General features: G+C 60.7%; 27 protein-coding genes. 2 read left to right on the forward strand and 25 right to left on the reverse strand.

What is annotated here, in order from left to right; genetic code table 11:
- Window positions 1–91 precede the first annotated feature (91 nt).
- From Q0746_RS01915 to fabF, 19 genes are all read right to left on the reverse strand, one after another.
- Window positions 92–802, reverse strand: a complete 711-nt coding sequence (locus Q0746_RS01915) for a DUF2793 domain-containing protein (protein ID WP_298256649.1) — start codon at window positions 800–802, stop codon at window positions 92–94.
- Window positions 795–4,757, reverse strand: a complete 3,963-nt coding sequence (locus Q0746_RS01920) for a glycoside hydrolase/phage tail family protein (RefSeq protein ID WP_298256651.1) — start codon at window positions 4,755–4,757, stop codon at window positions 795–797. The genes Q0746_RS01915 and Q0746_RS01920 overlap by 8 nt, the downstream gene beginning before the upstream one ends.
- Window positions 4,757–5,203, reverse strand: a complete 447-nt coding sequence (locus tag Q0746_RS01925; protein ID WP_298256653.1) for an NlpC/P60 family protein — start codon at window positions 5,201–5,203, stop codon at window positions 4,757–4,759. The genes Q0746_RS01920 and Q0746_RS01925 overlap by 1 nt, the downstream gene beginning before the upstream one ends.
- On the reverse strand, window positions 5,200–6,075 hold the full coding sequence (locus Q0746_RS01930) for a DUF2163 domain-containing protein (RefSeq protein WP_298256655.1): 876 nt from the start codon (window positions 6,073–6,075) through the stop codon (window positions 5,200–5,202). Before Q0746_RS01930 ends, Q0746_RS01925 begins: the two co-directional genes overlap by 4 nt.
- A complete protein-coding gene (locus Q0746_RS01935; RefSeq protein ID WP_298256657.1) occupies window positions 6,072–6,704 on the reverse strand; it encodes a DUF2460 domain-containing protein in 633 nt (210 codons plus the stop codon). The genes Q0746_RS01930 and Q0746_RS01935 overlap by 4 nt, the downstream gene beginning before the upstream one ends.
- A gap of 20 nt (window positions 6,705–6,724) precedes the next feature.
- Window positions 6,725–7,387 carry a phage tail tape measure protein gene (locus tag Q0746_RS01940; protein ID WP_298256659.1) on the reverse strand — a complete coding sequence of 221 codons (663 nt, stop codon included), beginning with the start codon at window positions 7,385–7,387 and terminating at the stop codon, window positions 6,725–6,727.
- Entirely contained in the window at window positions 7,387–7,578 is a 192-nt protein-coding gene (locus Q0746_RS01945; RefSeq protein ID WP_298256660.1) for a phage tail assembly chaperone, read from the reverse strand. Before Q0746_RS01945 ends, Q0746_RS01940 begins: the two co-directional genes overlap by 1 nt.
- Window positions 7,575–7,892: a gene transfer agent family protein gene (locus Q0746_RS01950; RefSeq protein ID WP_298256661.1), complete on the reverse strand. Its 318-nt coding sequence runs from the start codon at window positions 7,890–7,892 to the stop codon at window positions 7,575–7,577. The genes Q0746_RS01945 and Q0746_RS01950 overlap by 4 nt, the downstream gene beginning before the upstream one ends.
- Window positions 7,892–8,326: a phage major tail protein, TP901-1 family gene (locus tag Q0746_RS01955; RefSeq protein WP_298256663.1), complete on the reverse strand. Its 435-nt coding sequence runs from the start codon at window positions 8,324–8,326 to the stop codon at window positions 7,892–7,894. Before Q0746_RS01955 ends, Q0746_RS01950 begins: the two co-directional genes overlap by 1 nt.
- Before the next feature lie 124 nt (window positions 8,327–8,450).
- The gene (locus Q0746_RS01960; protein WP_298256665.1) at window positions 8,451–8,861 is read right to left on the reverse strand and encodes a DUF3168 domain-containing protein; all 411 of its coding nucleotides are present in this window, start codon (window positions 8,859–8,861) and stop codon (window positions 8,451–8,453) included.
- A complete protein-coding gene (locus Q0746_RS01965) occupies window positions 8,858–9,193 on the reverse strand; it encodes a phage head closure protein (RefSeq protein ID WP_298256667.1) in 336 nt (111 codons plus the stop codon). Before Q0746_RS01965 ends, Q0746_RS01960 begins: the two co-directional genes overlap by 4 nt.
- A complete protein-coding gene (locus Q0746_RS01970) occupies window positions 9,190–9,786 on the reverse strand; it encodes a head-tail connector protein (RefSeq protein ID WP_298256670.1) in 597 nt (198 codons plus the stop codon). Before Q0746_RS01970 ends, Q0746_RS01965 begins: the two co-directional genes overlap by 4 nt.
- 86 nt (window positions 9,787–9,872) lie before the next feature.
- A complete protein-coding gene (locus Q0746_RS01975) occupies window positions 9,873–11,075 on the reverse strand; it encodes a phage major capsid protein (protein WP_298256672.1) in 1,203 nt (400 codons plus the stop codon).
- A 32-nt stretch (window positions 11,076–11,107) separates the two neighbouring features.
- The gene (locus Q0746_RS01980) at window positions 11,108–11,683 is read right to left on the reverse strand and encodes an HK97 family phage prohead protease (RefSeq protein ID WP_298256674.1); all 576 of its coding nucleotides are present in this window, start codon (window positions 11,681–11,683) and stop codon (window positions 11,108–11,110) included.
- A 21-nt stretch (window positions 11,684–11,704) separates the two neighbouring features.
- On the reverse strand, window positions 11,705–11,965 hold the full coding sequence (locus tag Q0746_RS01985) for a hypothetical protein (RefSeq protein ID WP_298258079.1): 261 nt from the start codon (window positions 11,963–11,965) through the stop codon (window positions 11,705–11,707).
- On the reverse strand, window positions 11,965–13,146 hold the full coding sequence (locus Q0746_RS01990) for a phage portal protein (protein WP_298256676.1): 1,182 nt from the start codon (window positions 13,144–13,146) through the stop codon (window positions 11,965–11,967). The genes Q0746_RS01985 and Q0746_RS01990 overlap by 1 nt, the downstream gene beginning before the upstream one ends.
- A gap of 170 nt (window positions 13,147–13,316) precedes the next feature.
- The gene (locus tag Q0746_RS01995; protein ID WP_298256678.1) at window positions 13,317–14,711 is read right to left on the reverse strand and encodes a terminase family protein; all 1,395 of its coding nucleotides are present in this window, start codon (window positions 14,709–14,711) and stop codon (window positions 13,317–13,319) included.
- A gap of 432 nt (window positions 14,712–15,143) precedes the next feature.
- Window positions 15,144–16,301, reverse strand: coding sequence for an endolytic transglycosylase MltG (mltG, locus tag Q0746_RS02000; protein WP_298256680.1), 1,158 nt, complete (start codon window positions 16,299–16,301; stop codon window positions 15,144–15,146).
- A 7-nt stretch (window positions 16,302–16,308) separates the two neighbouring features.
- Entirely contained in the window at window positions 16,309–17,562 is a 1,254-nt protein-coding gene (gene fabF / locus Q0746_RS02005; RefSeq protein WP_298256682.1) for a beta-ketoacyl-ACP synthase II, read from the reverse strand.
- Between the two features lie 105 nt (window positions 17,563–17,667).
- Here fabF and Q0746_RS02010 point away from each other — a divergent pair, with 105 nt between their 5' ends.
- On the forward strand, window positions 17,668–18,345 hold the full coding sequence (locus Q0746_RS02010; RefSeq protein ID WP_298256684.1) for a glutathione S-transferase family protein: 678 nt from the start codon (window positions 17,668–17,670) through the stop codon (window positions 18,343–18,345).
- Between the two features lie 13 nt (window positions 18,346–18,358).
- Here the strand turns inward: Q0746_RS02010 and Q0746_RS02015 are convergent, their stop codons facing one another.
- The 4 genes from Q0746_RS02015 to fabD form a co-directional block, all read right to left on the reverse strand.
- Window positions 18,359–18,958: a class I SAM-dependent methyltransferase gene (locus Q0746_RS02015; RefSeq protein ID WP_298256686.1), complete on the reverse strand. Its 600-nt coding sequence runs from the start codon at window positions 18,956–18,958 to the stop codon at window positions 18,359–18,361.
- A 130-nt stretch (window positions 18,959–19,088) separates the two neighbouring features.
- Window positions 19,089–19,322: an acyl carrier protein gene (locus Q0746_RS02020; protein ID WP_090217826.1), complete on the reverse strand. Its 234-nt coding sequence runs from the start codon at window positions 19,320–19,322 to the stop codon at window positions 19,089–19,091.
- Between the two features lie 219 nt (window positions 19,323–19,541).
- Window positions 19,542–20,279: a 3-oxoacyl-ACP reductase FabG gene (fabG, locus tag Q0746_RS02025; RefSeq protein WP_298256691.1), complete on the reverse strand. Its 738-nt coding sequence runs from the start codon at window positions 20,277–20,279 to the stop codon at window positions 19,542–19,544.
- A 46-nt stretch (window positions 20,280–20,325) separates the two neighbouring features.
- Window positions 20,326–21,264: an ACP S-malonyltransferase gene (gene fabD / locus Q0746_RS02030; RefSeq protein WP_298256692.1), complete on the reverse strand. Its 939-nt coding sequence runs from the start codon at window positions 21,262–21,264 to the stop codon at window positions 20,326–20,328.
- 167 nt (window positions 21,265–21,431) lie between these two features.
- Between fabD and Q0746_RS02035 the strand changes: the two genes are divergently transcribed.
- Window positions 21,432–22,652: a cytochrome b/b6 domain-containing protein gene (locus tag Q0746_RS02035; RefSeq protein ID WP_298256694.1), complete on the forward strand. Its 1,221-nt coding sequence runs from the start codon at window positions 21,432–21,434 to the stop codon at window positions 22,650–22,652.
- Here the strand turns inward: Q0746_RS02035 and otnK are convergent.
- Entirely contained in the window at window positions 22,649–23,905 is a 1,257-nt protein-coding gene (gene otnK, locus Q0746_RS02040) for a 3-oxo-tetronate kinase (protein WP_298256696.1), read from the reverse strand. The two genes, Q0746_RS02035 and otnK, sit on opposite strands and share 4 nt — an antisense overlap.
- A complete protein-coding gene (gene ltnD, locus Q0746_RS02045) occupies window positions 23,902–24,801 on the reverse strand; it encodes an L-threonate dehydrogenase (RefSeq protein WP_298256698.1) in 900 nt (299 codons plus the stop codon). Before ltnD ends, otnK begins: the two co-directional genes overlap by 4 nt.
- Window positions 24,802–24,832: the final 31 nt, after the last annotated feature.

A 24,832-nucleotide genomic window follows, 5' to 3' on the forward strand; every position in this document is an offset into this window, starting at 1 on the left:
GTGTTCATGTGTTCATACACCACATAGGTAAATTCTGGCAATTCCAAACCCCTGTCACGCGCAAAAGCGTGAACAGTGCGATCAATTTACGTTATGCTCGCGGAATATCGAAGCGCAGCACATGTACGGCAAGCCGCACCGTACCGCCCGAAAAGTCCCCGCCGTTGGCTGTCAATTTCAACTGTGTGCTGCTGTGGTAGGCCTGTGGTTGCCCCGTAAGGCCGCGCACATAGGATCCATTGCCGATCCCCAAACCTGTCCCGTATCGCGTATCGGAAGTGTCCACGCCCAGCGACCAATTGCTCAACGTCCCTGTAATCGCGTCGGTCACCAGCCCAGTGACGGCAAACACAACACAGTCTTTCGGGATCACAAACCCCGTCAAAACGCTGCTTCCGGCGCCGATGGTGAAATCGAATTCAACCGTTTCCGCCCGCATGCCGGCACCGAAAGGCGACGTGGACAAGGGATTGTCTTGCCACTCCACCCCGTCGAAACGGATGTCCACCGCCTCGTCCGAGACAAAAACCCGCCATCCCGCCAATGGGGTCAGGAAGTCCCATCCCCCATTCAGGTAGACGGCCAGTTTGCCGTCCTGCCCCCCCCAGTCATTCACGCCCCCAAGAGGCACCAAATAGGTCACCCCGTCTTCGACCAAGCTTGGCGGGGTCGAGGTGGTCCTGCTGACCACCCCCAGCTGCAAGGCCGCGTCAATCCGCGCCAAGGCCTCATTCACCGTGACATGCTTTTGAGCCTGAGACGGCGCGAGCAAAGGGAGGTTCAGTGTTGCTGTATCAGCCATTGATTTCGATCCTTGAAAATAGTCCCGGTCCGAAGCGCAAAGACACTTGCGCCACTTCGATTTCATAAGGGCCGCTCAGCCCGTCCGCCATTTGCGCTGAACTTGTGTAGGTCCAATGCGGCACGCTGGTTTCGACCTCCCGCACAACGCTGCCCCCCTGAGTTACACGCAAAAAATAGTGTTCAACATCTTCCCCCAAGGGCACCTCCACCGACGCCCAGCTGTCCCCGTCAATCCGTGTCCGACGTATCCAACTCACGCTGGTCTGCGTGCCAGACCTGCGCGCCTTCAGATGCGCAGGCGCATAGGGTCTGAGGCCAATGCCCTCGAAGGCCTCGACATAATAGCGGTAGGACGGGTCGTCATATGGGCGCAGTGACGGCCCGATCCTGTAGTGCCGCGCCAATCCTCTGGCTGATTGCTGCATCTCGATCTGCGCAGGCCCGCCATCCAGCAACACAAACCGGCTGCCCTCCGGCCAGACATCAGGGATCAGACCGTCGCTGCCCACCTGCCCGCGCAGCAAATCGGACAATTCATATGTATCCGGTGCCACAAGTTCGGCATTTGCGAACTGGATGATTTCCCACCTGTCGGATGAGCCATCCCCGATGGCCGCTACATTGGCCCCGTTCAGCACTGCGCTGCGTGTCACCGAACTCAGTGGCGCCCCAGATACCTTCACCCGCAAAGGCACACCACGTTGCCACATCCCAGCCTGCGCAAAGCCCAATGACGAGGCCAGCACCCCCATGCGTGCCGGATTCTCAATCACCGTATTCAACGCGTAGTCACTGTCCTCGGCAGATCCGTAGACCGCCACCCCTCCGGGCCACGGCTTGGCAGAGGCCGCGACATAGGGCGCGAATGGCACCTCATCACCCTTTAGAAGCGGCAGATCCATGAATTGCGCCGAGACCGGTACAGGAACCGCAAAGGGGCGAATTTCGCCGACATTCTCTACCGCATCACTCGGGGTGTAGATATGACGCTCTACCCGCACGGCCTCAATACGCCGCGCACCTCGGTCCTCGACACGGTCAACACGGAAGAGTGTCCTATCCCCCCGCTCATCCGTCATTTGTGCCAAATCCCCCGCGCGCAGATCACTGCGAGAAGGCGGAACCGCAAAGCTGACAGCATCCCGCGCGACGCGCGCCTCCGACAACCATCGCTCTGCAATGATCTTGGCTTCGGTTTCGGTTAAGGCAAGTGGCAGCTCGTTGTGGGTCGCGTCTACCGATCCGTCATGGGGGAAACGGGCATCCGCGACGCGGGCCACGAACTCCCCTTCTGCCTCAACATAGCCCAAACGTACCTCTCCGACGATCTCCGCCTCCGGTGAACGAATTTGCTCTAGCACCGTATCCGATCCGTCGACGACAAGCTCGGCGGGGTCTACAGGCGTATCAACGGCCTCTTTGCGCGACTGGAACACCAGTTTTCCGCCGCGCTCTATTGCGTCAAAACCCAGCGCGATCATCAAAGGTTGCAACGCGGCACGCGGGGTGTCGAACTCGGCGATGTTGAAGCCACGCACAACGCCGTGCAGCCCATCAACGTCATATTCCGTTAGACCGCCGCGCTCGCAAATTTCGCCCACCACATGCGCCAATGGCATCACAGAGGTGCGCCCCGTCAGCCAATGCCCCGTGACATGGTTGTGCCCGTCACTCCACACAGACAGATTGCTGGGGAAATCTGGCCATGGCCGCGCGTCCCATGCCCAGACAAATGCCCGTGACATATCCACCATTGGCCCCTCATAGATCGGGCTTGTGGGGTTGTTGCTCTCATCCGCAAAGAACCCGAAATAGGCCCGCAAATATTGCATCTGCACGTAGTCGTCACGCTGCCCGTTCGAGAAATGGGGGATCGCGCTTTCGCTAGACTTTGGGTCCAGAAATTTATTCGGCTCATTCGGGCCCTTGTCGATGGCCGCGCAGCCCAACTCGGTGAACCAGATCGGTTTCGACTGCGGCTCCCAGTCGGTGGAAACCGTAGATCGCACCCCGCCCACGCGGTCGTGATGCGCCTGCCCCCACCAGTTCCACAAATCTTTGAAGCGGTAGACCCACGGCTCCCCATGTGCGCCGTCTTCAATCGGTGTGCGAATTTGCAAGGCCCGCTCTTCGGCGTCGCGGTAATACCAGTCATAGCCCTCTCCCCCGCGGATGTTCCCGCGCAGGTAGTCCTGATCATAGATCGAGCCGGCATCTGCATCCAGATGCTCGTCCCCGTCACGCCAGTCCGCGATGGGCATGTAGTTGTCGATCCCGACAAAATCGATCTCATCGTCTGCCCATAGGGGATCAAGGTGGTATAGCAAATCGCCAGAGCCGTCTTGCGGCTGATATCCGGAATACTCTGACCAGTCGGCGGCATAGCCGATCTTGACCCCAGCGCCAAGAATGCCACGCACCTCTCCCGCCAGAACCCGCAAGGCCTCCACTGCCGGAAACCCGCCGGTATGGTCGCGAATTTGGGTCAACCCGCGCATCTCCGAGCCAATGCAAAACGCGTCAACGCCGCCGGCTAGGGCACATAGATGCGCATAGTGCAAAATGAACCTGCGGTAAGAGTACTCATCCGGTCCGGAGTAAGTCACCGCGCCATTGGCCACAGCAAAGTCCGACACCTGCGCCGTCCCCATAAACGCGGTCACTTCGGCGTGGGCCGCTGCCGTCCCATCTGTGGAGCCAGCAACCCCGACTGCGCGTTCTGATGTGATCCGGCCACGCCAAGGCAAGGCAGGTTGCCCTATGTTTCCGCTATAGGGGTCAGGAAGGCTGTTTCCCTCCAGCTGATCCATCAAAATGAACGGGTAGAATGTAACAGCTTGCCCCGCTTCCCCCAGCGCGGCAATGGCTTCCAACACGGAGGCATCCGACGGGGTTCCCCCGTATACGGCAGCCCCATCTTGATGCGCGACAAGCTCTGCGTCATTGCGAGACAGCCCCGAGACGCTCCAGTTGGACGGCGCCACCGCCTGAGGGTGTACGAACGGCAAACTCCCGACGCTGCTTTGCGGGGCGGTTTGTGTCTCCACTTTGGGGGCGATCTTGCACTGCCCAGCGCGCAGGTCGTCGCCAAACCAGCTCACCACCAATGAGGTGGCGGCACAATTGGGCAACTCCCCCTGTAGCGCATCCAGCGAAGACACCAAATCCACGGCCCCGTCGGCGCTGTTTACATTGGCCGCGACCTCTTCGCCCAGCTCCCCTGTGCGGAACACCGGTGAGGTGGCCAATGCGAATTCCCCCGAGCCCGGCATCAGGGCTACGGCCTTTACCACATCGGACATCAAGGGCTCGCTTACCCCATTCGCACGCGACGGGCGGATCACCTCGAAGGTCAATTGAGGAACGCGGTTCCCATATGCGCTCAGGTCCATGTTCTCTATCACCACATAGGCCAGCCCCCTGTAGGCGGGAATAGTCCCCTCGCCCTCAATGGCACTCATCACTGGGTCGGGTTGCTGGTCTTTGGTGCCGCGGTAGACGCGCAGGCTCAGGTCGGATTTACGCACGATCGTGCCATCCGCCCATATGCGTCCTACCCGCGCGATCTCTCCTTCGCACAGGGCAATCGCTACGGATATGCAGTAGCTATACTGCCGTGTTGTGGCTTTCGGTCCACCGCCTTTGCCGCCACGTTGCTCGGTGACGGTCACCTTCTCCTTGAAACGCGATGTCCAGATCACATTTCCAGGAAGTCGCATCCGCCCATAGCTGCGTGCAATCGCGCCGCCTTCATTCGCCCCCATTACCCGCATCCGGTCCAACCGGCCTGCGTCTACGGTTTGGGATCCCGCTCCCATAAGGCGTTGGTCAATCGCACGCCCAACGGTCGCCCCGATGGCACGCCCAATTACAACCGAGCTTAGCCCAAAGACACCGCCCCCTAGGGCGCCCCCGACGGCGGCCCCTGCTGCGGATAAAAGTATCGTTGCCATCAGCTACCTGCTTTCGGAAATTCAAAACGCGCCACAACGCGCCGTGCCCAAGGCTCCGAGAACGGAGACTCCACAACCCCATGCCCCGAATAGGCATGAATAAATTTCGGTGACGCCCCCAGCGCAGAGGTCAGTCCCAAATGTTTGGCCACTCCCTGCTCGCGCATGCGAAACAGCACCACATCCCCCACCCCAGGGTCATCCACGTCTTTGGCAATCAACCTGCGCGCGGCAGCCGCCCACAGGCGTTCTTCTCCCTGTGGCTCGGACCAATCCGCTGAATACGCGGGAACCGCCTCTGGCTCCGCACCATACACAGCCCTCCAGACCCCGCGCAAAAGCCCAAGGCAATCTGCCCCCGCTCCCTTGCAGCTGGCTTGGTGGCGATACGGTGTCCCAATCCACAAACGCGCTTCCGCGATGATCTGTTCCGCTGCCCTGCTCATGAATACCTGCTCCCGCCGTCATTGGCCCCAGCCTCGGTTGGGTAGGTCATCAACCAGTCCTCACCGGGGATATGGGGAAAGCCTTGAAAGTTCGCGATGTTTTGGAACTTCAACCGGCAGGTCTCGATCCGCTTGTCGCAGCCCGCCTCAATCATCACCATGTCGCCCGCCACGATCGGCATGCGAAGCTCTTCCCATAGCTCGATCACCCGAACCCCGTCCTCGGTCCGGTCATTCTTCACCATGGCGACAAGGCCCTCGGCCTCCCCCGTGCGAACCTCAAGACGCCCGCGTTCAAACCAGCGGTCATCGAACCCCGCCAACTGCTTGAAGCGAAACACCCGCCCTGCCTCGACTTGCTCTACGGCGATGTCCGTTCTGTAACCTGCCGCTGTCAGATCAACACAGCAGGTGCCATCCCCCAAAACCGCCTGACATGGTTTTTGGTACACCCGCCCCACCGGAGTGTTCAGCACTTCGGACAATCCACGCAATTCCGCATGAAACGCGCCATCTGCCCGCTTCAGCTCACCAATAGAGCCCTTGAATTGCACGTCACGCGCGTCGACATCGCGCCAGTTCACCAACCACGCCACAACCTCCGCCCCGTCAAAGCGCCCCGCGTTGATGTCAGCCTCCGTCACAGCATCCCCAGATAACGCGCCCACCGCTTCAGAGTTGTCGACGGCCAAACCCGTTACCTGCTGCAACGCGCTCGCCGTCAGGCCGGTGTCGGCCTTGAACTCTATGCCCTCAAAGCTCAGACCTTCGTCGTGATCCGTAAAGCCGAACACACGCCCGTCGCGTCGTGTCACCGCCCAACACCGGCACACGCTGGTCAGCCCGGTTTGTAAATGCTGCTGAAGGCTCATACCCGCACCTCCACAACCGGCACGCTTGGCACATTCCCCGCTTGGAAGCTCGCCACGCTGGTCTGGATGGCATCCACGTCAAAGCGCACAGGCACGTCAAACTCGTACCCTGCGGTGATCTCCACCCCTTCATCCGGCGCCTCGCCAAAGGTGACAACGCCCGTATCCAGATCAATCTGCCAGTCCACGCCCTCTTGCAGCGCAATCCCGTCGAACCCGATAAGTACCGTCCCCGACACAGGCTTTTTCACCGGCCGTGCATAGTCATACCCGCCAGAGGCATAGGTCTTGATCAGCTGCCATTCGGTCTGCACTCCGTCGCCGCGGCCGATGATCTGGTCCTCAAAGGTAACCTCCCTTGATGCCTTGCAGGACCGAAAGTCCGACCAATCCTTCCAGCGAAACCCGTATAGCTGCCCTTGGCGCGCCTCAAAGAAGGCCACCATGGTCTCTACGTCATCCAAAGACCGCATCCCCACGCCCGCGTCATAGCGCCTGCGCGAATGCGCCCATGGGGTGTTGCGCTCCTCAAAGCCGTTGGCCAAGGTCACCACTTCCGTGCGGCGCTCCGGCCCCCCAAGGGAGCCAAAGGACAAAGACGCCGGAAACCGTACTTCATGAAAATTCATCGGGACTTCCTCTTGTTCAATCAGCGGTTGCGTTGGCCACGGCTCAAGGCGCGGCCCATCTGCGCTGCAATCTGGCTTTGGGATCTTTGGAAACCGGCCACATCCGGCGTGGAGATATTCATCACCACCTGCACAGGCTGGCCGCCGCCACCTGCACGCACGCCCAAGCTGCCGTCAGGGCCGCGCGCAAGGGGCATAATCGCCTCTGGCCCCGCTTCCCCCATCAACCCCATGCCGCCGCGCATCGCGAAATTCGTGGGCGCGCTGACAACGCCCCCCTTGGCGAAGGGCATCACCCGTCCTTGGGAAAAGGTGCCGCCTTTCTCAAACGGCAGTATCCCCGAGACCAAGCCATTGACGCCGCTGGCAATCACTTCGCCCAAACCGTTCTGAATGGGCCGCATGGCGGTGTTATAGGCCGCATTGATCATGCTCTCGGCCACGGTTTTCAGCGCATCCGACAGTTTCATCCCGTCAAAGGCCAGCCCGTCGAAGGCCTTCCGCAAGCCGCCACCGATCGACAGCGACAAGGAGGCCACTTCGCGCGAGGTATACAGCATCGTCGAGCGCATCGCGGCCAACTCTGTCTCAAAGGTGCTCACAACCACTTCCGCGCCGCCCAATGAGGTCTCTAAGCCCTCAATGCGGTTCTCAAGCCCGTCTATTCCGTCCAAGACACCCATCAAGGCGCTCCTTTCACGTCGCTATACATGCGCTCCAGCTCTGCAAGCCGTGCGCGGTTCAATGGTTTTTCGACCGCCTCCAGCCCCAAAACCAAGATCAACTCTGCGGGGGTCAGCGCCCAAAACTCGGCCGGCCTCACCCCTGCGGAGGCGCTCACCCGCAGCAAGGCGGGCCAGTCAAAGCCGCTCATGTCCCTTGGGGGGTGAACGCCCGCGCCAGCAATTGCGCCGCGACCTTGGTGCATTCCAGCAGGCCGCCCTCAATCTCGGCCGACAGCAAATCCGTGCCCACGCCGCGCCAGCCGCCACCGCGCAAACCCGCCACGATCAACGCCAACACGTCGCGGGTGGAAAACTTGCCCGCCTCAAACCGTTCGATCAGATCCAACACGGTCTCCCCCGCCAAATCTGCCTCCAGCTCCGCAAGGGCGCCAAGGGTCAGGCGCAACTCATGCGCCTGACCATCCAGCACGAGACGGACCTCACCTGCCCATGGGTTCGCCATTATGGCGTGACCGGAGCATCAAGGATCGGGGTAAAGCTCAACGCTCCGGCCGAGGCCAAGGCCATCTCGTAAGTTGCCTCTCCCTCCAATGCGCCCGCATATTCAATCGAGGTAATCTGGAACGCTCCTTCCACAATTCCGAAGTCAGGGATAATCACCTGAAACTGTGGAACTTCTCCGTCAAAGAAAATCTGGCGCGCGCGCTCGTCCGTGCCTTCGTCACGAAACACGCCAGACCCCGAGATCGCGGCGCTTTTCACACCAGCCCCCGCCAGCAGCTCACGCCAGCCGCCCGCACTTTCCATCGAGGTCACATCCACCTGTTCTGCGTTGAATGAAATCCGCGTCGCCCGAAGGCCCGCGATTGTCTCGAACTGCCCGTCTCCGGTCAGATCCACTTTCAACAATAAGTCCTTACCGCGTTGTACACCCATGGCCCGTCTCCATCCGTTTGTCCCAAGGGAAACCGCCCGCGTCTTCACGCGCCACGCCCCCCATCACTGCTTCAAAAATACCTAAATTCCGCCGCTCAAATCCGCCGCGTCGCTCATGTTCAACTCAACCGTCATCCACACGGGCCCGAAAGGTCAGGTCAATGCGGCGCGCGGTGCCGCTCTCCGCACGGGCCGCCTTCGCCTTCAAGAACCGGCACGACACCAACCGCCCGCGGTCCAACTCTAGGTCCGCGTCAATCAGCAGGTCGCACACGGCAACCCCTGCCTGCTTGGCTGTGGAAAATCCGGCCGCATCTGTCACCACAGAGATGATGAACTCATGCACAGCGCCGCCGCCTGACCCGTCGGACCCTGCTCGAACGCTCTCCGGCCCCAAGGTCACATATAGCTCCGGCAGGCTGCCCGCAGGCTCGGCGTCAAAGATTGCGCCGCCCACAAGGCCACTTAACCCCGCATCCCCTGCCAAAGCACCGTAAACCGCCCCCTGAAGGGCCGCTGAAATCGCGTAAGTCATCCCGCAACCTCCTCAATCGCAAAGCATGTCAGATACCGCGCGTCGACGTCGTATTCAGCGACCCCCACAATCCGGAACACGCGGGCGCCTTCGCGAAACCGCTGGTCGGGCTGCGGGCGCGCGTCCGATCCGACCGCCGCCCCACGCACCACGATCCGGTAAGGCACGGATGACACCGTCACCCCCGCCCCGAAGCGCTCGCGCCCAGAGCCGGCCTTCACCCGCGCCCACAGGTCACCCAGCGGCATCCACGCCTCTGTGTATCCCCCCGCGCCATCCGCCACGCGCACCGCGTGCTCCAAGGTCAGGCGCCTGTTCAGCTCCACACTCATGAGCGCGCCCCCAGCACACGAATGTTGCGGTAAGGCTCCAGCAAAGACACCACACCAAAGGGCATCGCCCGCGCAGCGCCGCTGACCTCATTGCGGTGCTCGTAGTAATGCGCACCCAACATCAACACCGCCTGTTGCAAGTCTGCGGGAATGTCGTCCCAGCTGCTTCCAAATCCGGCGGTGAAGCTCACAATCGCTTCGCCGTCCTCGGTGATGGCAGGCAGGCTGCGCCCCTTGGCAAACAGACGCGGTCTATGCGTGTCGCGCTCAAGCCCGAAAAGCTGCAGGTCAACATCGCTCACCACGCCCTCAACATTGCGCAACGCCACGCTGGTCATAGCGGTTACAGGGGCCACTGGCAGCGGTTGATGCCCGTCCTCAGCCCATCGCGTCACGCGCCACTGCAAAATGCGCTCGAACAATATCTTGCCTGTGCGGGCTTCGATCGCCGCGAGCGTGGCGCGCAAATACCCCGCCAAAAGGTCGTCTTGCAGGCTGTCGTCAGCAAAGCCCGAGCCAAGGCGTAAATGTGCCTTAAACGGCTCCAATGGCAAAGCCTCTAGGGGGGTGGTGGTCAGGTCAACCAGCTCCATGATCCATCTCCAAACGGTCAGTTTCAGTTAGTCGTCGCAAGGTCGGAGAGCTGGGCGCGGCATCTCCCGCGCCCAGCCGGATCGTCTTAGGAAACCGCGAACTTCAGCAGCTTGATCGCCGCAAAGTCGGATACGTCGCCGCCGACGCGCTTGGTGGCATAGAACAGCACATGCGGTTTGGCCGAGAACGGGTCACGCAGGATGCGCAGGTCTGGGCGCTCCGCGACTGTGTAGCCCTTGGAGAAGTCGCCAAACGCAATCGCCGTCGCGCCGGAGCCAATGTCAGGCATGTCTTCGCCAATCAGCACCGGATAGCCCATCAGACGTGCAGGCTCGCCCGCCGCCAATCCGTCGGACCACAAGAAGCGGCCGTCCGCGTCCTTCATCTTACGCACCGCACCCGCGGTCTTGGAGTTCATCACAAAGGCCGCGTTGGAACGGTAGCGCGCGCCCAGCGAGTAGACCAAATCCACGATGCTTTCAGCCGGTGTGCCAGAGGCAAAGTCGCCGTCTACGCCGGTGGCGATGTAGCCGATGTTGCCCCAGCTCCAGGTCGCGTCATCAACGGATGTATGCGTCAAGAAGCCCATTGGCTTGTCCACACCATCACCGCTGATAAACGCCGCAGCTTCGGCCGCGGCAAACTTGTCCGCAATGCGGCCCGCAAGCCAGCCTTCCACGTCAAAGGCCGCGTCATCCAATAGGCGCTGGGACGCTTTCGGCAGTGCCGACAATTCGTGCAGCGGGATGCTGATGCGGTCAAACTGCGGTGTGTCGGTCTCAGGGGATGCAGCTTCGGTCGCCCAGCCAAAGCCCAGTTCCGTATGATCCACCAACACGTCGTAAGACGTCGCCTCAACATTCACCACATTGGCAATTGCGCGCAACGAGGCCGCGGATTTCAGCACCGTCGCCACAGTGTCGGACGTCTGCGGGTCCACCAAGTAACCGCCGTCGGCTGCCACCGCAGTGGTCAGGCCTTTTTCCTCAATTTCGAGGCCGCGCAGACCATCGTCATCGCCACTTCGTAGATAGGCTTGAAAGGCCTTCTGATGAGGCACCTCGGCCTCAACGGCGGTGGACAAAGCCGGACGTGCGGTGCGGGCGAAATTCTTGCGATCCAAATGGGTCATACGGTCTTCCTGTGTTTGTAGTCGGGATTTCACGTCGGCCTGAAACTGGCCGAAGTCGTTCATAAATCCGGCCATCTCTTGGGCCAGATCAAAAGCCGGAGCCGTGCCATCAGGCGTGCGCCCTCCGGCCCGGGACTTAGTCTCGGGTTTGGTCATGTCATGTCCTGCATGTTGCTACGTTGTGGTGCTCAGCCCTCGCCAAGCGTGTGACGCAGGCTGTGACGAAGGGTGCGAAACACCCCCGCGAGGTCCTGCGTCGTCGTTTCAAGCACGGGGTCGTCGGCCTTCGCCGCCACCCGCGCCTCTTGGAGCATCGGGAAGGTCACAAGCGACACCTCCCATAACTCCAGCTCTGCCAAGTGCCTCCGGCCTTTGGCATCCCGTTCGGCTTTCACCGTGCGGTATCCGATGGACAGCCCGTCGATCGCTCCCGCCTCGATCAGGGCGGCGGCCTCAAACCCTTGGCGGGTCTCGGTCAACAGGCGTCCCTTGACGTAGAGGCCACGCGCATCCTCGCGCACCTCGTCCCAGACGCCGATGGGCTGCGCGGGGTCGTGCTGCCACAGCAACTTCACCCCCGTGCCGCTGGCTTTCAGCCGCTCGAGCGAGCCGCTATACGCCCCTTGCCGCACCACATCGCCGCCCTGATCCACTTCGCCAAACACAGACGCATAGCCCGCAATCGTGGCATTGGCCCCCAGTTCAACCTGATCGCCAATCTGGCAAAATTTTCGCTCTAACTCTGGCCCGTAATAGTCTGACATTATTCACCTATTTCAAAGTTTCTACGGCAGAAAAACGCCGGTTACAGTTTCCTTCAACACGGCTGCGGCCACGCCAAAGATCGTCAGCCAAACGCGCTTTTCCAGCCGCTCCAGCCGCGCTTCGATCTGCCCCAGCCGGTAGTCAAGTGCGGTCCAGCGTTCCGCCTGCACGCGCTCCAGCGCTTCCAGTTTCAACATCGGGGCCAGTTCCACCCCGCTTTGAAACGGCTCGTATAGGTAGCGCGACCCGCCCCCCTTGTGGGGGCGCTCCTTGCCCTCCATCAGCTAGGCTCCGCAGGCAGTCCCAACAGCACGCGCTTCTCGGCGGCACTCAGGAAGTCGGCCCCCGCAACCCGCTTCCACTGCGCTTCGCGCTCCACGCCAAGGGCGGGAATCTGGTCCAAATCCACGCTCAGGGTCACCCCGTCGCCCGACAGCTCCGCCAGCCAATGCGACACCGCCCCCAGCACTTTGGCGGCCAATGGCAGCACGGTCAGCCGGTAGAACGCGCGGTTGGCTTCGGCGTAATTGGCGTAGGTCGCGTCGCCCGGAATACCCAGCAGCATCGGCGGCACCCCAAAGGCCTGCGCAATCTCGCGCGCGGCGGCTTCCTTGGTCTTCTGGAACTCCATGTCCGACGGGCTGAACCCCATCGGTTTCCAGTCCAAGCCCCCTTCCAGCAGCATCGGGCGGCCCGCATTGCGCGCCCCTTGGTGATGCGCCTCCATCTCAACCTGCAATCGCTCGAACTGGTCGTTGGTCATCGACTGCTGGCCATCCCCGCCTTTGTAGACAATCGCGCCAGAGGGCCGTGCCGCGTTGTCCAGCAACGCCTTTGACCACCGCGACGCGCTGTTGTGCACGTCAATCGCCGTTGCCGCCGCCTGCAGGGGCGAGAACCCGTAATGGTCGTCTTGCGGGTGAAAGCTGCGGATGTGGCAGATCGGGGCCAAATCGCCCGTCATGCTGAACCGGTGCTTGCGCCCGCCCACGGCGTATTCATAGGCCGCGGGCCAGCCGTCGGCACCAGGCACCAAATTCATCCGCTCCGAGCGCAGCACATGCAGCTCCACCGGCACGCCGTCCCCAAGGCCCACCGCCTCCAGATAGCCGTTGCCCGAAAGCAGAAGCTGCCCGTACAAAGCCTCCAACATCTCCGCGCGGCCCTGCGCTTGGTTGGGGCGTGACATCAGCGCCAGCACCGGATGCGTCTCAAACCGCTGCGCGTCGTCTTGCAAGATCAGTGGCAAGGCCGCTGCCGCCTCCGCAATCATCTTCACTGACCGAAACCCCACAGGGTTCGCCGCAAAGCCCGAGCGCGTCAGCGATGGCGTGTCCCGCGGGCTCCATGCAATGCCGCGCCCGCCGTAAGCCAGTACTTTGCCCGTGGCCGAGGCCTTCGCTTCCGGCACTTCAGCCCGCGCCATTTCCACCGACCCACGCCGCAAAAAGTCAAACACCATCATCCGGCTCCTGTTCGTCCAAAAGAAAAGGCCCCCATGGTGTCATCCAAAGGGGCCTCAATTGTCTGTCGTCTTAGGCCTTGTTCGGCCTTGTATCCCGTCTTGAGGGCACTTTAGCGCACAGTCCCTAAGATCAAATTACACCACCGTACGGTGCTCTGGTTCTGGCGCTACAATGTACGTATGCGCGCTTGCGGGGCTGCCGCGCCCTTCAGTTCCGTCAATGCCCAGACCAGCGCATCCACGCGGTCCGGCGAGCCGCTTCCGTGGAACCCCGTCGTGGTCATCTGACACATCTGGTCTTCCAAATCGCCCAAGTCGCCAAAGTGCTTCACGCGTCCCTGCTCGTATAGCGCCGCCACAGGTTCCGCCCGCGCAGCCTTGCCCCGTGAGGCATGCACAGACCGGTAAGGCACCAAAGGGTTCAGCTGGTGGATCAACGTCTCCACCAAGTCGCCGCCTTGGTTTACCTCTGCCACGATCCGCTCCGCGCCGTGGCGCTCAAAGGCGGCAATTGCGGCATGCGCCCAGCCCGTGGGCGTGGCCCCTTCTACGGTGGCGTCTTCAATCACGACCGCTTCCCAGTCCTTGCCGCTGCGCACCAATCCGGCCACGATTATCCCGCAGGCGTCCGAGGCCTTCTTCGAGGACACCGCAGGGTCCACCGCCACGACCACGCGCTCAAAGTCCGGTAATTCCTGCGTGCGTAGCTCTTCCAACGAAGCCGAGGCCCAAAGTGCGCCGTCCAGATCATCCAGCAACAGGCCGTCCAATTCCTGACGCCCCATCCGTGTGTTGCCAAAACGGGCGCGCACTTCCTCTAGGAAGGATCCTGCCAGATTGGCGCGGTTGGCTTCCGTCGGGGCGTGGGTCACCACCGTGGTGCCCGCATCCAGCACTTGCTTTAGCACTTTCACATTGCGCGGGGTCGTGGTGATCACCTGTTGCGGGCAGTCACCCAAGCGCAGCGCGAATTGCAGCTGGTCATAGGCCTCACGCGCTTTCTTCCACTTGGCCAGCTCATCCACCCAAGCCGCGTCAAACTGCGGTCCGCGCATATGCTCTGGGGAAGACGCGCTATGCGCCTCCGCCACGGCCCCGTTGGGCCAAACCAGACGCCTGCGGGTCGCTTGCCACTCAGGACGCCGGTCCGGCGGCGAGCACGCAATAATTCCGCTGTCGCCGAAAATCATCACGTCGCGCACTTGGTCAAAGGTCTCGCCAACCAAGGCCACGCGTTTGGCACGCCCCGCGTCGCCTGGCATGTCGCCCTCCACCATGCGGCGCACCCATTCGGCACCCGCACGGGTCTTGCCCGCGCCGCGGCCACCCATGATCACCCAAGACCGCCAGTCGCCCTCCGGCGGCACTTGATGCGGATGCGCCCAGAAATCAAAGAGATACGGCAGCGCCGTCAGCTCATGTTCGCTCAACCCGTCAAGAAACGCCTCCTGAACCGCGCGCGGCTCTGATGCTATCAAGGCGGCGCCCGATCTCAAGTCGGGCTGCTCCAAGGTCAATGGCGTATTCTCCGGCTCGGCCGGCACGCTTTGTGCGGTGTTCATCAAGTCTTCCTTCCGCGTCTCTACTCATATTCAACAATTGCTGAAGCTCGGCTTTCAGCATGGGTTTAAAGCTGGGCGGGACGGATTGGTCCTCGCGCACTCGTTGCCATTCACGCCTGACCTTGGTTCTTAGGTCGAGGGTCATGGCGCTCAGGTCTTCCAATATCTCGTCTATTGTTTGCGTCACCGATGGGTCCGGCGAACCGGATTTGTCGGGGGTCTCTGTCATGGGGCCTCCTACCTCTGTCGCACGGGGCGATTAGGCTCACTCAGGGGTCAAGAAACGCAAAAAGCGGCCAAGGGTGGTGACCCAAGCCGCTTTCTCAAATGTTTCTGTCTTGAAGGGTCTTATCCCTCATTCCGCTGCGAAAGTCAAGAAAATGCACCTTCGCGGTAGCTGCGAACGGTCTTTCTTAACAAAGGGTTAGCCCCTTAGTTATTTGCGTTCCGTTCGGCTTCGATCTTGCGCCATTCCGCCACATTCTTGTTGTGCTCTTGAATGGTCACCGCAAAGGCGTGCCCGCCCGTCCCGTCAGCCACAAAGAAGATGTAGGGCGTCTCGTCAGGGTTCAACGCGGCCTCAATCGCCAGTCGTCCGGGGTTGGCAATGGGCGTCGGGGTCAGGCCGGGAATGGCGTAGGTGTTGAACGGTGTTTCACGATCCAACTCCGAGCGCCGCAGCCCGCGCCCCAAAACGCCCTCGCCTCTGGTAATCCCATAGATCACCGCAGGGTCAGTCTGAAGCTTCATGCCTTGGCGCAAACGGTTGGTGAACACGCTGGCCACTTGGCGGCGCTCTTCGGCGATGCCGGTTTCCTTCTCGATGATCGAGGCAAGGATCAAGGCTTCTTCGGGGGTCTTCAGTGGCACGGTCGGGTCACGGGCCTCCCATGCGTCCGCCAAAATTTTCTGTTGGGCGGCCTGCATCTTTGCGATCAAGGCACCGCGATCCGCCCCCGGTTTGATTTCATAGCTGTCCGGAGCAAGGCTGCCCTCTGCGGGTGTGGCAGAAATTTCGCCTTCCAACACATCCAAAGCTTTCAAACTGTCGGCAATCTGCCAGCTCGTTGCCCCTTCAGCGACAGCCACGCGGTAGCGCACGTCGCGGTCGTCACGGGCTTCAACATAGACCTGCGGGGCCTCGTCTTCGCCGGGTACAAATTTCGCGGTCTCGACATAGGCGTTCGTGGCTGGGTCCAGCTCGCGAACCACTGCGCTACGGGCGGTGACACCGATGCGGTAAACAACTTCTGTGCCACAGGTGTTCTGGCCACCACGGGTTACGATGTCGATGATCTCTTCCATCGATGCGCCCGCTGGCACCAAGAAGCTGCCCGCTTTCAGCTGTTGGGACTTATCCGCGTAATCCGCGCCAATCCGGAAGATGCGCCCGTTGGACACAGCCCCTTTTGCCTCTAGGTCCCTTGAAACCAAGGCCATGGAGCCCCCCAAAGGGACGCGCAAACACATGGCGTCCTCCAAAGGACCGGCCTTGCTGTATTGGGATTGCCCCCATCCGATCAGCGCGCCGACACCCACCAATCCAAGGATGATGATGGTTAAGAAATTGGAGGCAATTGATTTCCACATGAGCGGATTACACTTTCCCCATTATGAGACAGGCATTGGTGCCGCCAAAGCCGAAGCTGTTGGACAGAACCACATTAACTTCGCGCTCCACCGCCTTGTTTGCACACAGGTCGATATCCGTATCGACTGCGGGCGTATCAAGATTGATCGTTGGCGGGCAGACGTTGTCGCGCATCGCAAGAATGCAGAAGATCGCCTCAATCGCGCCAGCGGCCCCCAGCAGGTGCCCAGTCATGGATTTGGTCGAGGACATCGTCGCCGTCTTGCACGCATCCCCCAGCAGCCGCTCTACCGCGCCCAGCTCAATGGTGTCGGCCATGGTCGATGTGCCATGTGCGTTGATGTAGTCAATCTGCGAAGGCTCAATTCCAGCCCGTTTCACCGCAGCGCGCATCGCGCGTTCGGCGCCTTCGTGGTCGGGCGGTGGCGCAGTGATGTGATGCGCGTCACCAGACAGCCCATACCCCAAAACTTCGCCGTAGATCTTCGCACCGCGTGCTTTGGCGTGCTCATATTCTTCCAGCACCACAACGCCCGCTCCTTCGCCCATGACGAAGCCGTCGCGGTCCGCGTCCCATGGCCGCGAGGCTTTGGTCGGGTCGTCCGCGCCAGTGGTCGACAGTGCTTTGCATGCGTTGAACCCAGCAATGCCAATTTCGCAAATCGGGCTTTCGGCCCCGCCGGCAATCATCACATCCGCGTCGTCCAGCGCGATCAATCGCGCGGCGTCGCCAATGGCATGCGCACCCGTAGAACAGGCAGTCACAACGGCGTGGTTCGGGCCTTTGAAGCCGTAGCGGATGGACACTTGCCCAGACACCAAGTTCACCAAGGCACCGGGAATAAAGAACGGGGAGACGCGGCGCGGGCCACGTTCCTTGATCAACACCGCAGTGTCAGCGATCGACGACAGGCCGCCGATGCCAGAGCCAATCATAACGCCGGTACGCTCCAGCTCGGTCTTGTCCTCAGGCGTCCAGCCCGCGTCTTCCACCGCTTGCTGTGCGGCCGCCATGCCGTAAAGGATGAAGTCATCGACCTTGCGTTGCTCTTTGGGGTGCATGTAGGCGGCGGCATTGAATTCGCCTTCGCCCTCGCCGCGCGGGACTTCGCAGGCATAGCCGGTTCCCAAGTGGGAGGCGTCAAATTTCTCAATGGTGCGCGCGCCGGATTTGCCCGCCAGCGCATTCTTCCATGTGGTCTCCACGCCGTCGCCCAAAGGCGTCACCATTCCAAGACCCGTAATTACAACTCGACGCATACCCCACCCCTTTATTTTGTAGCACAAGGTTTATCCCTCGCGTCATACACGCCCACGACCCCTAGGGGCAAGGCATCTGCGCAGGAATTCACATTAGCGTTTCAGATGGGGGGACGGCTTCCGGCCTTCAACCCCCTGCGCTACAATGCGCAAATGTACAAAATCTATTCTGTCGGCCATTCGCTTTATTGCGCAAAACTGCGCCTCGCCCTGCGCACGAAGGGCCTAGAATGGCACGAGCGCGCCCCGCCCGCCGACTATCTGGCGCTGGTCCCTACGGGCAATCTTCCTGCGCTGGTGGACGGCGGCCTCACGCTGACCGATAGCGAGGCCATCGCGGAATATCTTGAGGAAAAGCACCCCACCCCCGCGATGCTCCCTGCAAAGCTGATCCCACGTGCGAAATGCCGCGAGTTGTCGCGGTTTCATGATACACGGCTGGAACCCGCCCTGCGCAGGCTGTTCTCCAATGTCGCCCCTGAAACCCGTGTGGCCGCCGAAATTGACGCCGCCCACGCCGAGATCTGCAAACGCCTCGCCGCGCTGAGCACGCTGCTAGAGCAAAGCCCTCTTCCGCGGGACCGCCTGTGGCTGAGTGACTGCGGGGTGATCGTGACGCTGGAATGGCTCGACATCATGGAAACCCACGCCGTCCTGCCGCCCCTGCCTTGGTCCAACACCCTTCGCAGTTACCGCACGCAGATGCAGGCCCTGCCCCAAGTCGCGGCGGAACTGGCGTTCTACCGCCCACACATGACGGAGTGGATGCAAAGCAAGTCGTAGGCCTCCGCGTAGGCTACCCCAGCATAAACACGTCGTAGCGTGTAGATTTGCCCAATATCTGATGTGAACAGGCACGCACACCCTCCATCGGATCAGCCTTCGCGGGCCATTTCAGCACCACGCGATTGCGCGCATGCTCCAGCGCCACGCGCAGCAAATCTGCCGCATCCTCATCCGTGCCCACGATCTCGCGCACTTGGCGCAATTCGCGTTTGACCAAGGCGGAGTTTTTGCGTGGCGGATGCATCGGGTCGATCAACACCGCCTCTCCCGCCAGTTTGGGCAGCAAATCCTTGGCGTCGCCATGCAGCAGCGTCATGCGCTCGATAATCTCGCCGATCACGCCCCCTTCGCGGGCCGCGGCCTCCATGCCGTCGCGAAGCAAGGCATGCATTTTGTCCGACCGCTCGATCATCGTGACCTGTGCCCCCAAGGAGGCCAGCAAGAATGAATCGCGCCCCAATCCGGCGGTCGCATCGACAATCACCGGCGTCTTGCCCTTTCGCAGTCCCATAGCTTTCGCCAGATCCTGCCCGCGCCCTCCGCCAAAGCGCAGCCGGTGCCCAACTGCCCCGCCAACGAAGTCGACCTGTAGTTCCGCGTCTTTTGTCATAATCAGCACGTCGCCCGTCAAGCGTCTGCCTATAGCGTTGCAGACACGTCACGGGGCCCTTTCCCGCCACGAAAAATGGCGCCCCAAAAGGGACGCCATTCTAGGTCTCGTCAAAGCTGTAAGCGAAAGCTTAGGAAGCTTCGGTGATGAATTTCGTCGCGTCGCCGAAAGTCTGGATGGTTTCTGCAGCGTCGTCTGGGATCTCGATGCCAAACTCTTCTTCGAACGCCATAACCAGCTCAACGGTGTCGAGGCTGTCTGCGCCCAGATCGTCGATGAACGATGCGTTTTCAACAACTTTGTCTTCTTCTACACCAAGGTGTTCGACAACGATCTTTTTAACGCGGTCTGCGATATCGCTCATGTTGTATTCCTCGTATTTGCTCGGGAGTTGCCCGATTGGTGGCGGGTAAGTTGCCCCACCCAGTTGGTATTGACCATTTGGCCTGTTATCTCGCCGCATAGGCGGCTGCCGGAGGATGAACCCCAACAATATATGCGCCGCCTATAGCACACCAAATAGGGAACGCAAACGCTTATGCAACCTGTTGGAGGGCCAAGGTATGGGACTGCATACCGTGGTTTAGATCATCGCCATTCCGCCATTCACATGCAACGTGGTGCCTGTGGTGTAGCCTGCTTGCGCGCTGGAGAGATATAATGCCGCCGCTGCAATCTCGGCCGCGTCGCCCATGCGACCGGCGGGAATTTGCCCCAAGATGCCGGCCTTTTGGTCGTCCGTCAGCTTTTCAGTCATCGGCGTGGTGATGAAGCCCGGGGCGATGCAGTTCACGGTGATGCCACGCGACGCGACTTCGTAAGCCAGTGACTTGGACATGCCAACCATGCCCGCCTTGGAGGCCGCGTAGTTCCCCTGCCCGGGGTTGCCCGTGGCCCCGACAACCGAGGATACGTTAATAATCCGGCCCCAACGCGCCTTCATCATGCCGCGCAACACGCCTTTGCATAGCTTGAAGGTCGAGGTCAGGTTCACATCGATCACCGACTGCCATTCGTCGTCTGACATGCGCATGAACAGGTTGTCACGGGTGATGCCGGCGTTGTTGACCAGAATGTCCACGGCTCCCATGGCCTCAACGGCCTGTTTGGGCAAGGCGTCCACGGCGTCAAAGTCGCTTAGATTGCACGGCAACACATGCGCGCGCTCCCCCAACTCGGCGGCCAAGGCCTCAAGCGGCTCGACCCGCGTGCCGGACAGGCCGACTGTCGCGCCCTGTGCGTGCAAAGCTTTGGCGATTTCGCCGCCGATACCACCGGATGCACCGGTTACCAGAGCGGATTTTCCTTCTAAGTTGAACATCTTAATGCCTCTTCTTAATTCTCATCAACGTGTCGCCACGCCAGATTTATGTGTTCAAAGCGTCCACGGCCGCTTTCACGTCTGCGGCGGTCCCGATTGCGCGGGTGCCAATGTCACGATTGATCCGGCGGATCATGCCAGACAAGGCCTTGCCCGCGCCGACTTCCCAAATCTCGGTGACCCCTTGCTCGCCAATGTAGCTGACGCTTTCACGCCACCGCACGGAGCCGGTGATTTGCTCAACCAGCAGGTTGCGAATGGTTGCCGGATCACTAATGGAGGCCGCCAGAACATTCGCCACCAATGGCACTGCCGGACGCTCGATATCAACGCCGCCCAAGGCCACGGCCATGGCCTCTGCCGCGGGCTCCATCAAGGAGCAGTGGAATGGGGCGCTGACCGGCAAAAGCACCGCACGCTTGGCGCCGCGCTCTTTGGCCAGATCGACCGCACGCTCCACCGCGCCTTTGTGACCGGACACCACAACTTGGGCGGGGTCATTGTCGTTCGCAGCTTGGCAAACCTCGTCGCCCGCAGCCTCCGCTGCGACGGCTTGAACCGCTTCGAAATCCAATCCCAGCAAAGCCGCCATTGCGCCCACACCCACAGGCACGGCGTCTTGCATGGCCAAGCCACGCGCGCGCAGCAGCCGCGCGGTGTCGGCGACGGAAATCGCACCAGCCGCCGCCAGCGCGGAATATTCACCCAAAGAATGCCCAGCCACATATGACGCGGCCTCGATGCCAACGCCTTCCGACTTCAGCGCGGCCATCACGGCCAAAGAAGTCGCCATCAATGCGGGCTGCGCATTTTGTGTCAGGGTCAATGTGTCTTGCTCGCCGTTCCAGATCAGGTCCGACAGCTTTTCGCCCAAGGCGTCATCCACTTCGTCGAACACGGCTTTGGCGGCTGGGTAGGCCTCCGCCAAGTCGCGTCCCATCCCGATGGTCTGGGCTCCTTGGCCCGGAAATACAAATGCACGCATTGGCTGCTCCCCTAGAGTATCAAGTGTTTTTTAACGGTCTATCCGACCCTTAGCCCCCTCACAAGCACCCCAAAGCGATGATGCACAAATCATGTGCGCGATTTGATGTTTTGTGTGGCCTCAATATAGGGTCTTACAAACAGACCGTTTACATCAGGAGCTTCCCCATGCGCAGCAACAGTAAAACGACCTACGGATCAGTGACAAAGAGCTTTCACTGGCTAACCGCTTTGCTGGTGATCTCCATGATTCCACTTGGCATCTACGCCAATGGGCTCCCCTTCGACTCAGGGCCGGAACTTGCGCATAAGGCGCAGATGTTTTCGCTGCATAAAACCTTGGGAGTCTTCATTTTCTTTGTCGCATTGGCCCGTATCTTATGGGCTGTTTCCCAGCCCAAACCGGGGTTGCTCAATGCGGACAACTGGCTAGAGGCCACCCTTGCGGAGCTGGTGCATTGGACGCTTTATGGTTCTTTGGTTCTTGTCCCCCTGACGGGATGGGTGCACCACGCCGCCACCACAGGGTTTGCCCCAATTTGGTGGCCCTTCGGGCAAGGTTTGCCCTTCGTGCCCAAAGATGATGGCCTCGCGCATAATTTTGCCGCGTTGCACATTATATTCGAACGGGTTTTGGCCGCGTCCATCCTGCTTCATGTTGCAGGAGCGGTGAAGCACCATATTATCGACAAGGACGTCACGCTCAAACGTATGCTCCCCGGTACGACAGAGCCAGACCACCTTCCCGCGCAAAAGCACTCCAACCTGCCAATCTTTGGTGCCATTGCCGCCTACGGTTTCGCGCTGGTCGTTGGGGCCGGACTGGGGATGTTTTCTGCGCCAGCCCATGACCATGCGGATGGTCACCATGATCATGACCACGACACCACCCTAGAGGTCGTCGAAAGCGGCTGGGCCGTGCAGGACGGCTCGCTGGCGATCACCGTGCGCCAATTGGGCAGCGATGTGACAGGCCAGTTTGCGCAATGGACCGCGGCGATCAATTTCTCCGAAGAAGCCGACGCAAACGGTCGCCACGGTGATGTAGAGGTGCAGATCGCCATAGACTCGCTGACCTTGGGATCCGTGACCGGTCAGGCTTTGGGCGCAGATTTTCTGGATGCCAAAGGGCATTCCACCGCGGTGTTCAGGGCCGAGATTTTGGCAGATGCGGGCAATTACAAAGCTGATGGGACGCTCACCCTGAAGGGGGTGGAAACACCTGTGTCGTTGCCATTCTCCTTGCAAATTGAAGGAGATACAGCGGTCATGCAGGGCCAGACACGGCTCAACCGCACCAGCTTTAACATTGGTGAAAGCCATGCGGATGAAAGCACTGTCAGCTTTGATGTGGCGGTCGAGGTAAACCTGACGGCGACGCGCAACTAAAGCTTGGCAAGCGCATCGCCAAAGAAGGTTTCGGCCCCGAAGTTGCCGGACTTTAAGGTCAGGGCGATGTCCTGACCTGCGCTTTTGGCGAAACACCATGGCACCCCAGGGGCGATCTCTGCACCGATTGCAAGCTCGGTCACACCCAAGGCTTTGGTGACCGCCCCAGAGGTTTCCCCCCCAGCCACGACAAAGCGCCGTGTGCCGAGATCACGCGCCTTCACCGCCAAGGCCGCCAAGGCGTCTTCGACAACGGCCCCCGCTTTTGATGTCCCCAGTATGCCTTGTGCCGCCTTGACGGAAGCAGGCTCCGCGGTGGCATAGATGATCTTGGCGCTGTCAACGGGCTGTTTCTCAAGCCATGCTAAAGCCGCCGCAACGCCGTCTTGTGCCAACTCCAGCGGATCTAGGCGGTATCCCTGCGCGTGATTCAGATAGGTCGAAACCTGCGCGCGGGTCATGGCCGAGCAGCTCCCCGACAGCACAATAGCCCCCGCGCCCAAGTCCGGCGCCTGCATTTTGGGCGCGTCGGCGGACAATGTGCCATCCTTCAAATACAGATCCGGCAGGGCCATCGCGACGGCGCTGCCTCCGGTTAGAAACGGCATATCGCGGCAAGCCTCGGAGATCGCGTAAAGATCATCATTCGACACGGCATCCACAACCACATGCGCCACGCCCTCGGCTTTCAAAGCCGCGATACGGTTGCGCAGCGCCTCCGCCCCCTTCTCGACCACCAACCGGTTCGCCAACCCGACGGGGCGCGTGACCTGTGGCGCCAGCAAGCGCATCAAATTGCTGTCGCGCATTGGGGTCAACGGGTGGTCGCGCATCGGGCTTTCGTGCAACGGCTGATCCCCGACAAATAAATTGCCCATGAAGACGGCGCGGCCATTTTCTGGGAACGCGGGGCAATAGATCGTCTGCTCGGCACCCAGCTTCGCCATCACAGCCTCTGCCACGGGGCCAATGTTGCCGTCTTTGGTGCTGTCAAAGGTCGAGCAATACTTCCAAAAGATGCGGGCCGCGCCTGCAGCTTGCAACCATTCCAACGCTGCCAAGGCGTCCGACACTGCGGTGCCGACTGGCTCTGTTCGGCACTTCAGGGCAATCACCTCAAAGGCCGCCGTCTTTGCAGGAGGCGTGTCCGGCACGCCCATGTGCAAATTCACTTTCACCCCCGAGCGCGCAAGCAACCCCGCCAAATCTGTAGCCCCAGTGAAATCGTCAGCGATGCAGCCCAGTACCGTCATACCATGCCCGGAAGCTTGATGCCGCTCTTGGAGGCCAGCAGCTTCGCCACTGCCGCGTCATCCTCGCGCCCCATCCCAGCATCTGAAGTTTCCTTAAACAAATTCAACGCGGTATGCGACAACGGCACAGGGTGGTCCTCGGCTTCATCAGCGACGATCCCTAGGTCTTTGACAAAAATATCGACGGCCGAATGCGGCGTGTAGTCGCCATCGACCATATGCTGCCCACGGTTGCCAAACATCCATGAATTGCCGGCGCATTCTTGAATAACCTCATGCACAACCCCAAGGTCCAATCCGATTTTGGCGCTCAGTGTCATTGCCTCGGCTGCGGCGGCGATATGCACACCTGCCAACAGCTGATTGATCATTTTCATCTGTGAGCCTTTGCCCGCGACATCGCCCAAACGGTACACTTTGGCCGCCACGGCATCCAAATAGGGTTGGGCTGCGTCAAATGCTTCTGCGCGCCCCGCCGCCATGATCGTCAGCTCTCCGCTTTGTGCTTTGGCCGAGCCACCCGACACTGGGCCATCAATCGCCAGCATTCCTGCCGCTTCGGCGCGCGCCGCCAAATCTGTGGCACGCGATGGCTCCATCGTTACGCAACTGATAAACACGGTTCCGGGCTTGGCGGAGGCCACGGCATTGCCCGCACCGAACATCACATCCTCGGTCTGCGGTCCGTTGACGACAAAGATGAAGACGACATCTGCGGTTTCGCAAGCCTCTGCGACGGAGGTAAAGCTCACCCCGCCTTCGGAGGAAAACTGCGTCAGCACATCCTCGCGAATGTCGACGCCATGCGTGGTGATTCCTGCGCGCACCAAAGACACAGCAGCGCCCCAGCCCATAGAACCCAGCCCAATTACGGCTGCGGTAAGTTGTTTTGACATGAGGTCCTCCCAAGTGCGTAAATTTCAATAT

This window comes from uncultured Litoreibacter sp. (assembly GCF_947487515.1).
GTDB lineage: Bacteria > Pseudomonadota > Alphaproteobacteria > Rhodobacterales > Rhodobacteraceae > Litoreibacter.

Coding starts and splice junctions, on each gene's coding strand:
- fabF (WP_298256682.1), bottom strand. CDS start 17,562: ATGCGTCGAGTTGTAATTACGGGTCTTGGAATGGTGACGCCTTTGGGC.
- mltG (WP_298256680.1), bottom strand. CDS start 16,301: ATGTGGAAATCAATTGCCTCCAATTTCTTAACCATCATCATCCTTGGA.
- Q0746_RS02015 (WP_298256686.1), bottom strand. CDS start 18,958: ATGACAAAAGACGCGGAACTACAGGTCGACTTCGTTGGCGGGGCAGTT.
- Q0746_RS01950 (WP_298256661.1), bottom strand. CDS start 7,892: ATGGCGAACCCATGGGCAGGTGAGGTCCGTCTCGTGCTGGATGGTCAG.
- Q0746_RS01980 (WP_298256674.1), bottom strand. CDS start 11,683: ATGTCAGACTATTACGGGCCAGAGTTAGAGCGAAAATTTTGCCAGATT.
- Q0746_RS02020 (WP_090217826.1), bottom strand. CDS start 19,322: ATGAGCGATATCGCAGACCGCGTTAAAAAGATCGTTGTCGAACACCTT.
- fabG (WP_298256691.1), bottom strand. CDS start 20,279: ATGTTCAACTTAGAAGGAAAATCCGCTCTGGTAACCGGTGCATCCGGT.
- Q0746_RS01975 (WP_298256672.1), bottom strand. CDS start 11,075: ATGACCAAACCCGAGACTAAGTCCCGGGCCGGAGGGCGCACGCCTGAT.
- Q0746_RS01970 (WP_298256670.1), bottom strand. CDS start 9,786: ATGGAGCTGGTTGACCTGACCACCACCCCCCTAGAGGCTTTGCCATTG.
- Q0746_RS01965 (WP_298256667.1), bottom strand. CDS start 9,193: ATGAGTGTGGAGCTGAACAGGCGCCTGACCTTGGAGCACGCGGTGCGC.
- Q0746_RS01920 (WP_298256651.1), bottom strand. CDS start 4,757: ATGGCAACGATACTTTTATCCGCAGCAGGGGCCGCCGTCGGGGGCGCC.
- Q0746_RS01940 (WP_298256659.1), bottom strand. CDS start 7,387: ATGGGTGTCTTGGACGGAATAGACGGGCTTGAGAACCGCATTGAGGGC.
- Q0746_RS01985 (WP_298258079.1), bottom strand. CDS start 11,965: ATGGAGGGCAAGGAGCGCCCCCACAAGGGGGGCGGGTCGCGCTACCTA.
- Q0746_RS01990 (WP_298256676.1), bottom strand. CDS start 13,146: ATGGTGTTTGACTTTTTGCGGCGTGGGTCGGTGGAAATGGCGCGGGCT.
- Q0746_RS02010 (WP_298256684.1), top strand. CDS start 17,668: ATGGGGGGACGGCTTCCGGCCTTCAACCCCCTGCGCTACAATGCGCAA.
- Q0746_RS02035 (WP_298256694.1), top strand. CDS start 21,432: ATGCGCAGCAACAGTAAAACGACCTACGGATCAGTGACAAAGAGCTTT.
- Q0746_RS01995 (WP_298256678.1), bottom strand. CDS start 14,711: ATGAACACCGCACAAAGCGTGCCGGCCGAGCCGGAGAATACGCCATTG.
- Q0746_RS01955 (WP_298256663.1), bottom strand. CDS start 8,326: ATGGGTGTACAACGCGGTAAGGACTTATTGTTGAAAGTGGATCTGACC.
- Q0746_RS01960 (WP_298256665.1), bottom strand. CDS start 8,861: ATGACTTACGCGATTTCAGCGGCCCTTCAGGGGGCGGTTTACGGTGCT.
- otnK (WP_298256696.1), bottom strand. CDS start 23,905: ATGACGGTACTGGGCTGCATCGCTGACGATTTCACTGGGGCTACAGAT.
- Q0746_RS01945 (WP_298256660.1), bottom strand. CDS start 7,578: ATGAGCGGCTTTGACTGGCCCGCCTTGCTGCGGGTGAGCGCCTCCGCA.
- Q0746_RS01930 (WP_298256655.1), bottom strand. CDS start 6,075: ATGAGCCTTCAGCAGCATTTACAAACCGGGCTGACCAGCGTGTGCCGG.
- Q0746_RS01915 (WP_298256649.1), bottom strand. CDS start 802: ATGGCTGATACAGCAACACTGAACCTCCCTTTGCTCGCGCCGTCTCAG.
- Q0746_RS01925 (WP_298256653.1), bottom strand. CDS start 5,203: ATGAGCAGGGCAGCGGAACAGATCATCGCGGAAGCGCGTTTGTGGATT.
- Q0746_RS01935 (WP_298256657.1), bottom strand. CDS start 6,704: ATGAATTTTCATGAAGTACGGTTTCCGGCGTCTTTGTCCTTTGGCTCC.
- ltnD (WP_298256698.1), bottom strand. CDS start 24,801: ATGTCAAAACAACTTACCGCAGCCGTAATTGGGCTGGGTTCTATGGGC.
- fabD (WP_298256692.1), bottom strand. CDS start 21,264: ATGCGTGCATTTGTATTTCCGGGCCAAGGAGCCCAGACCATCGGGATG.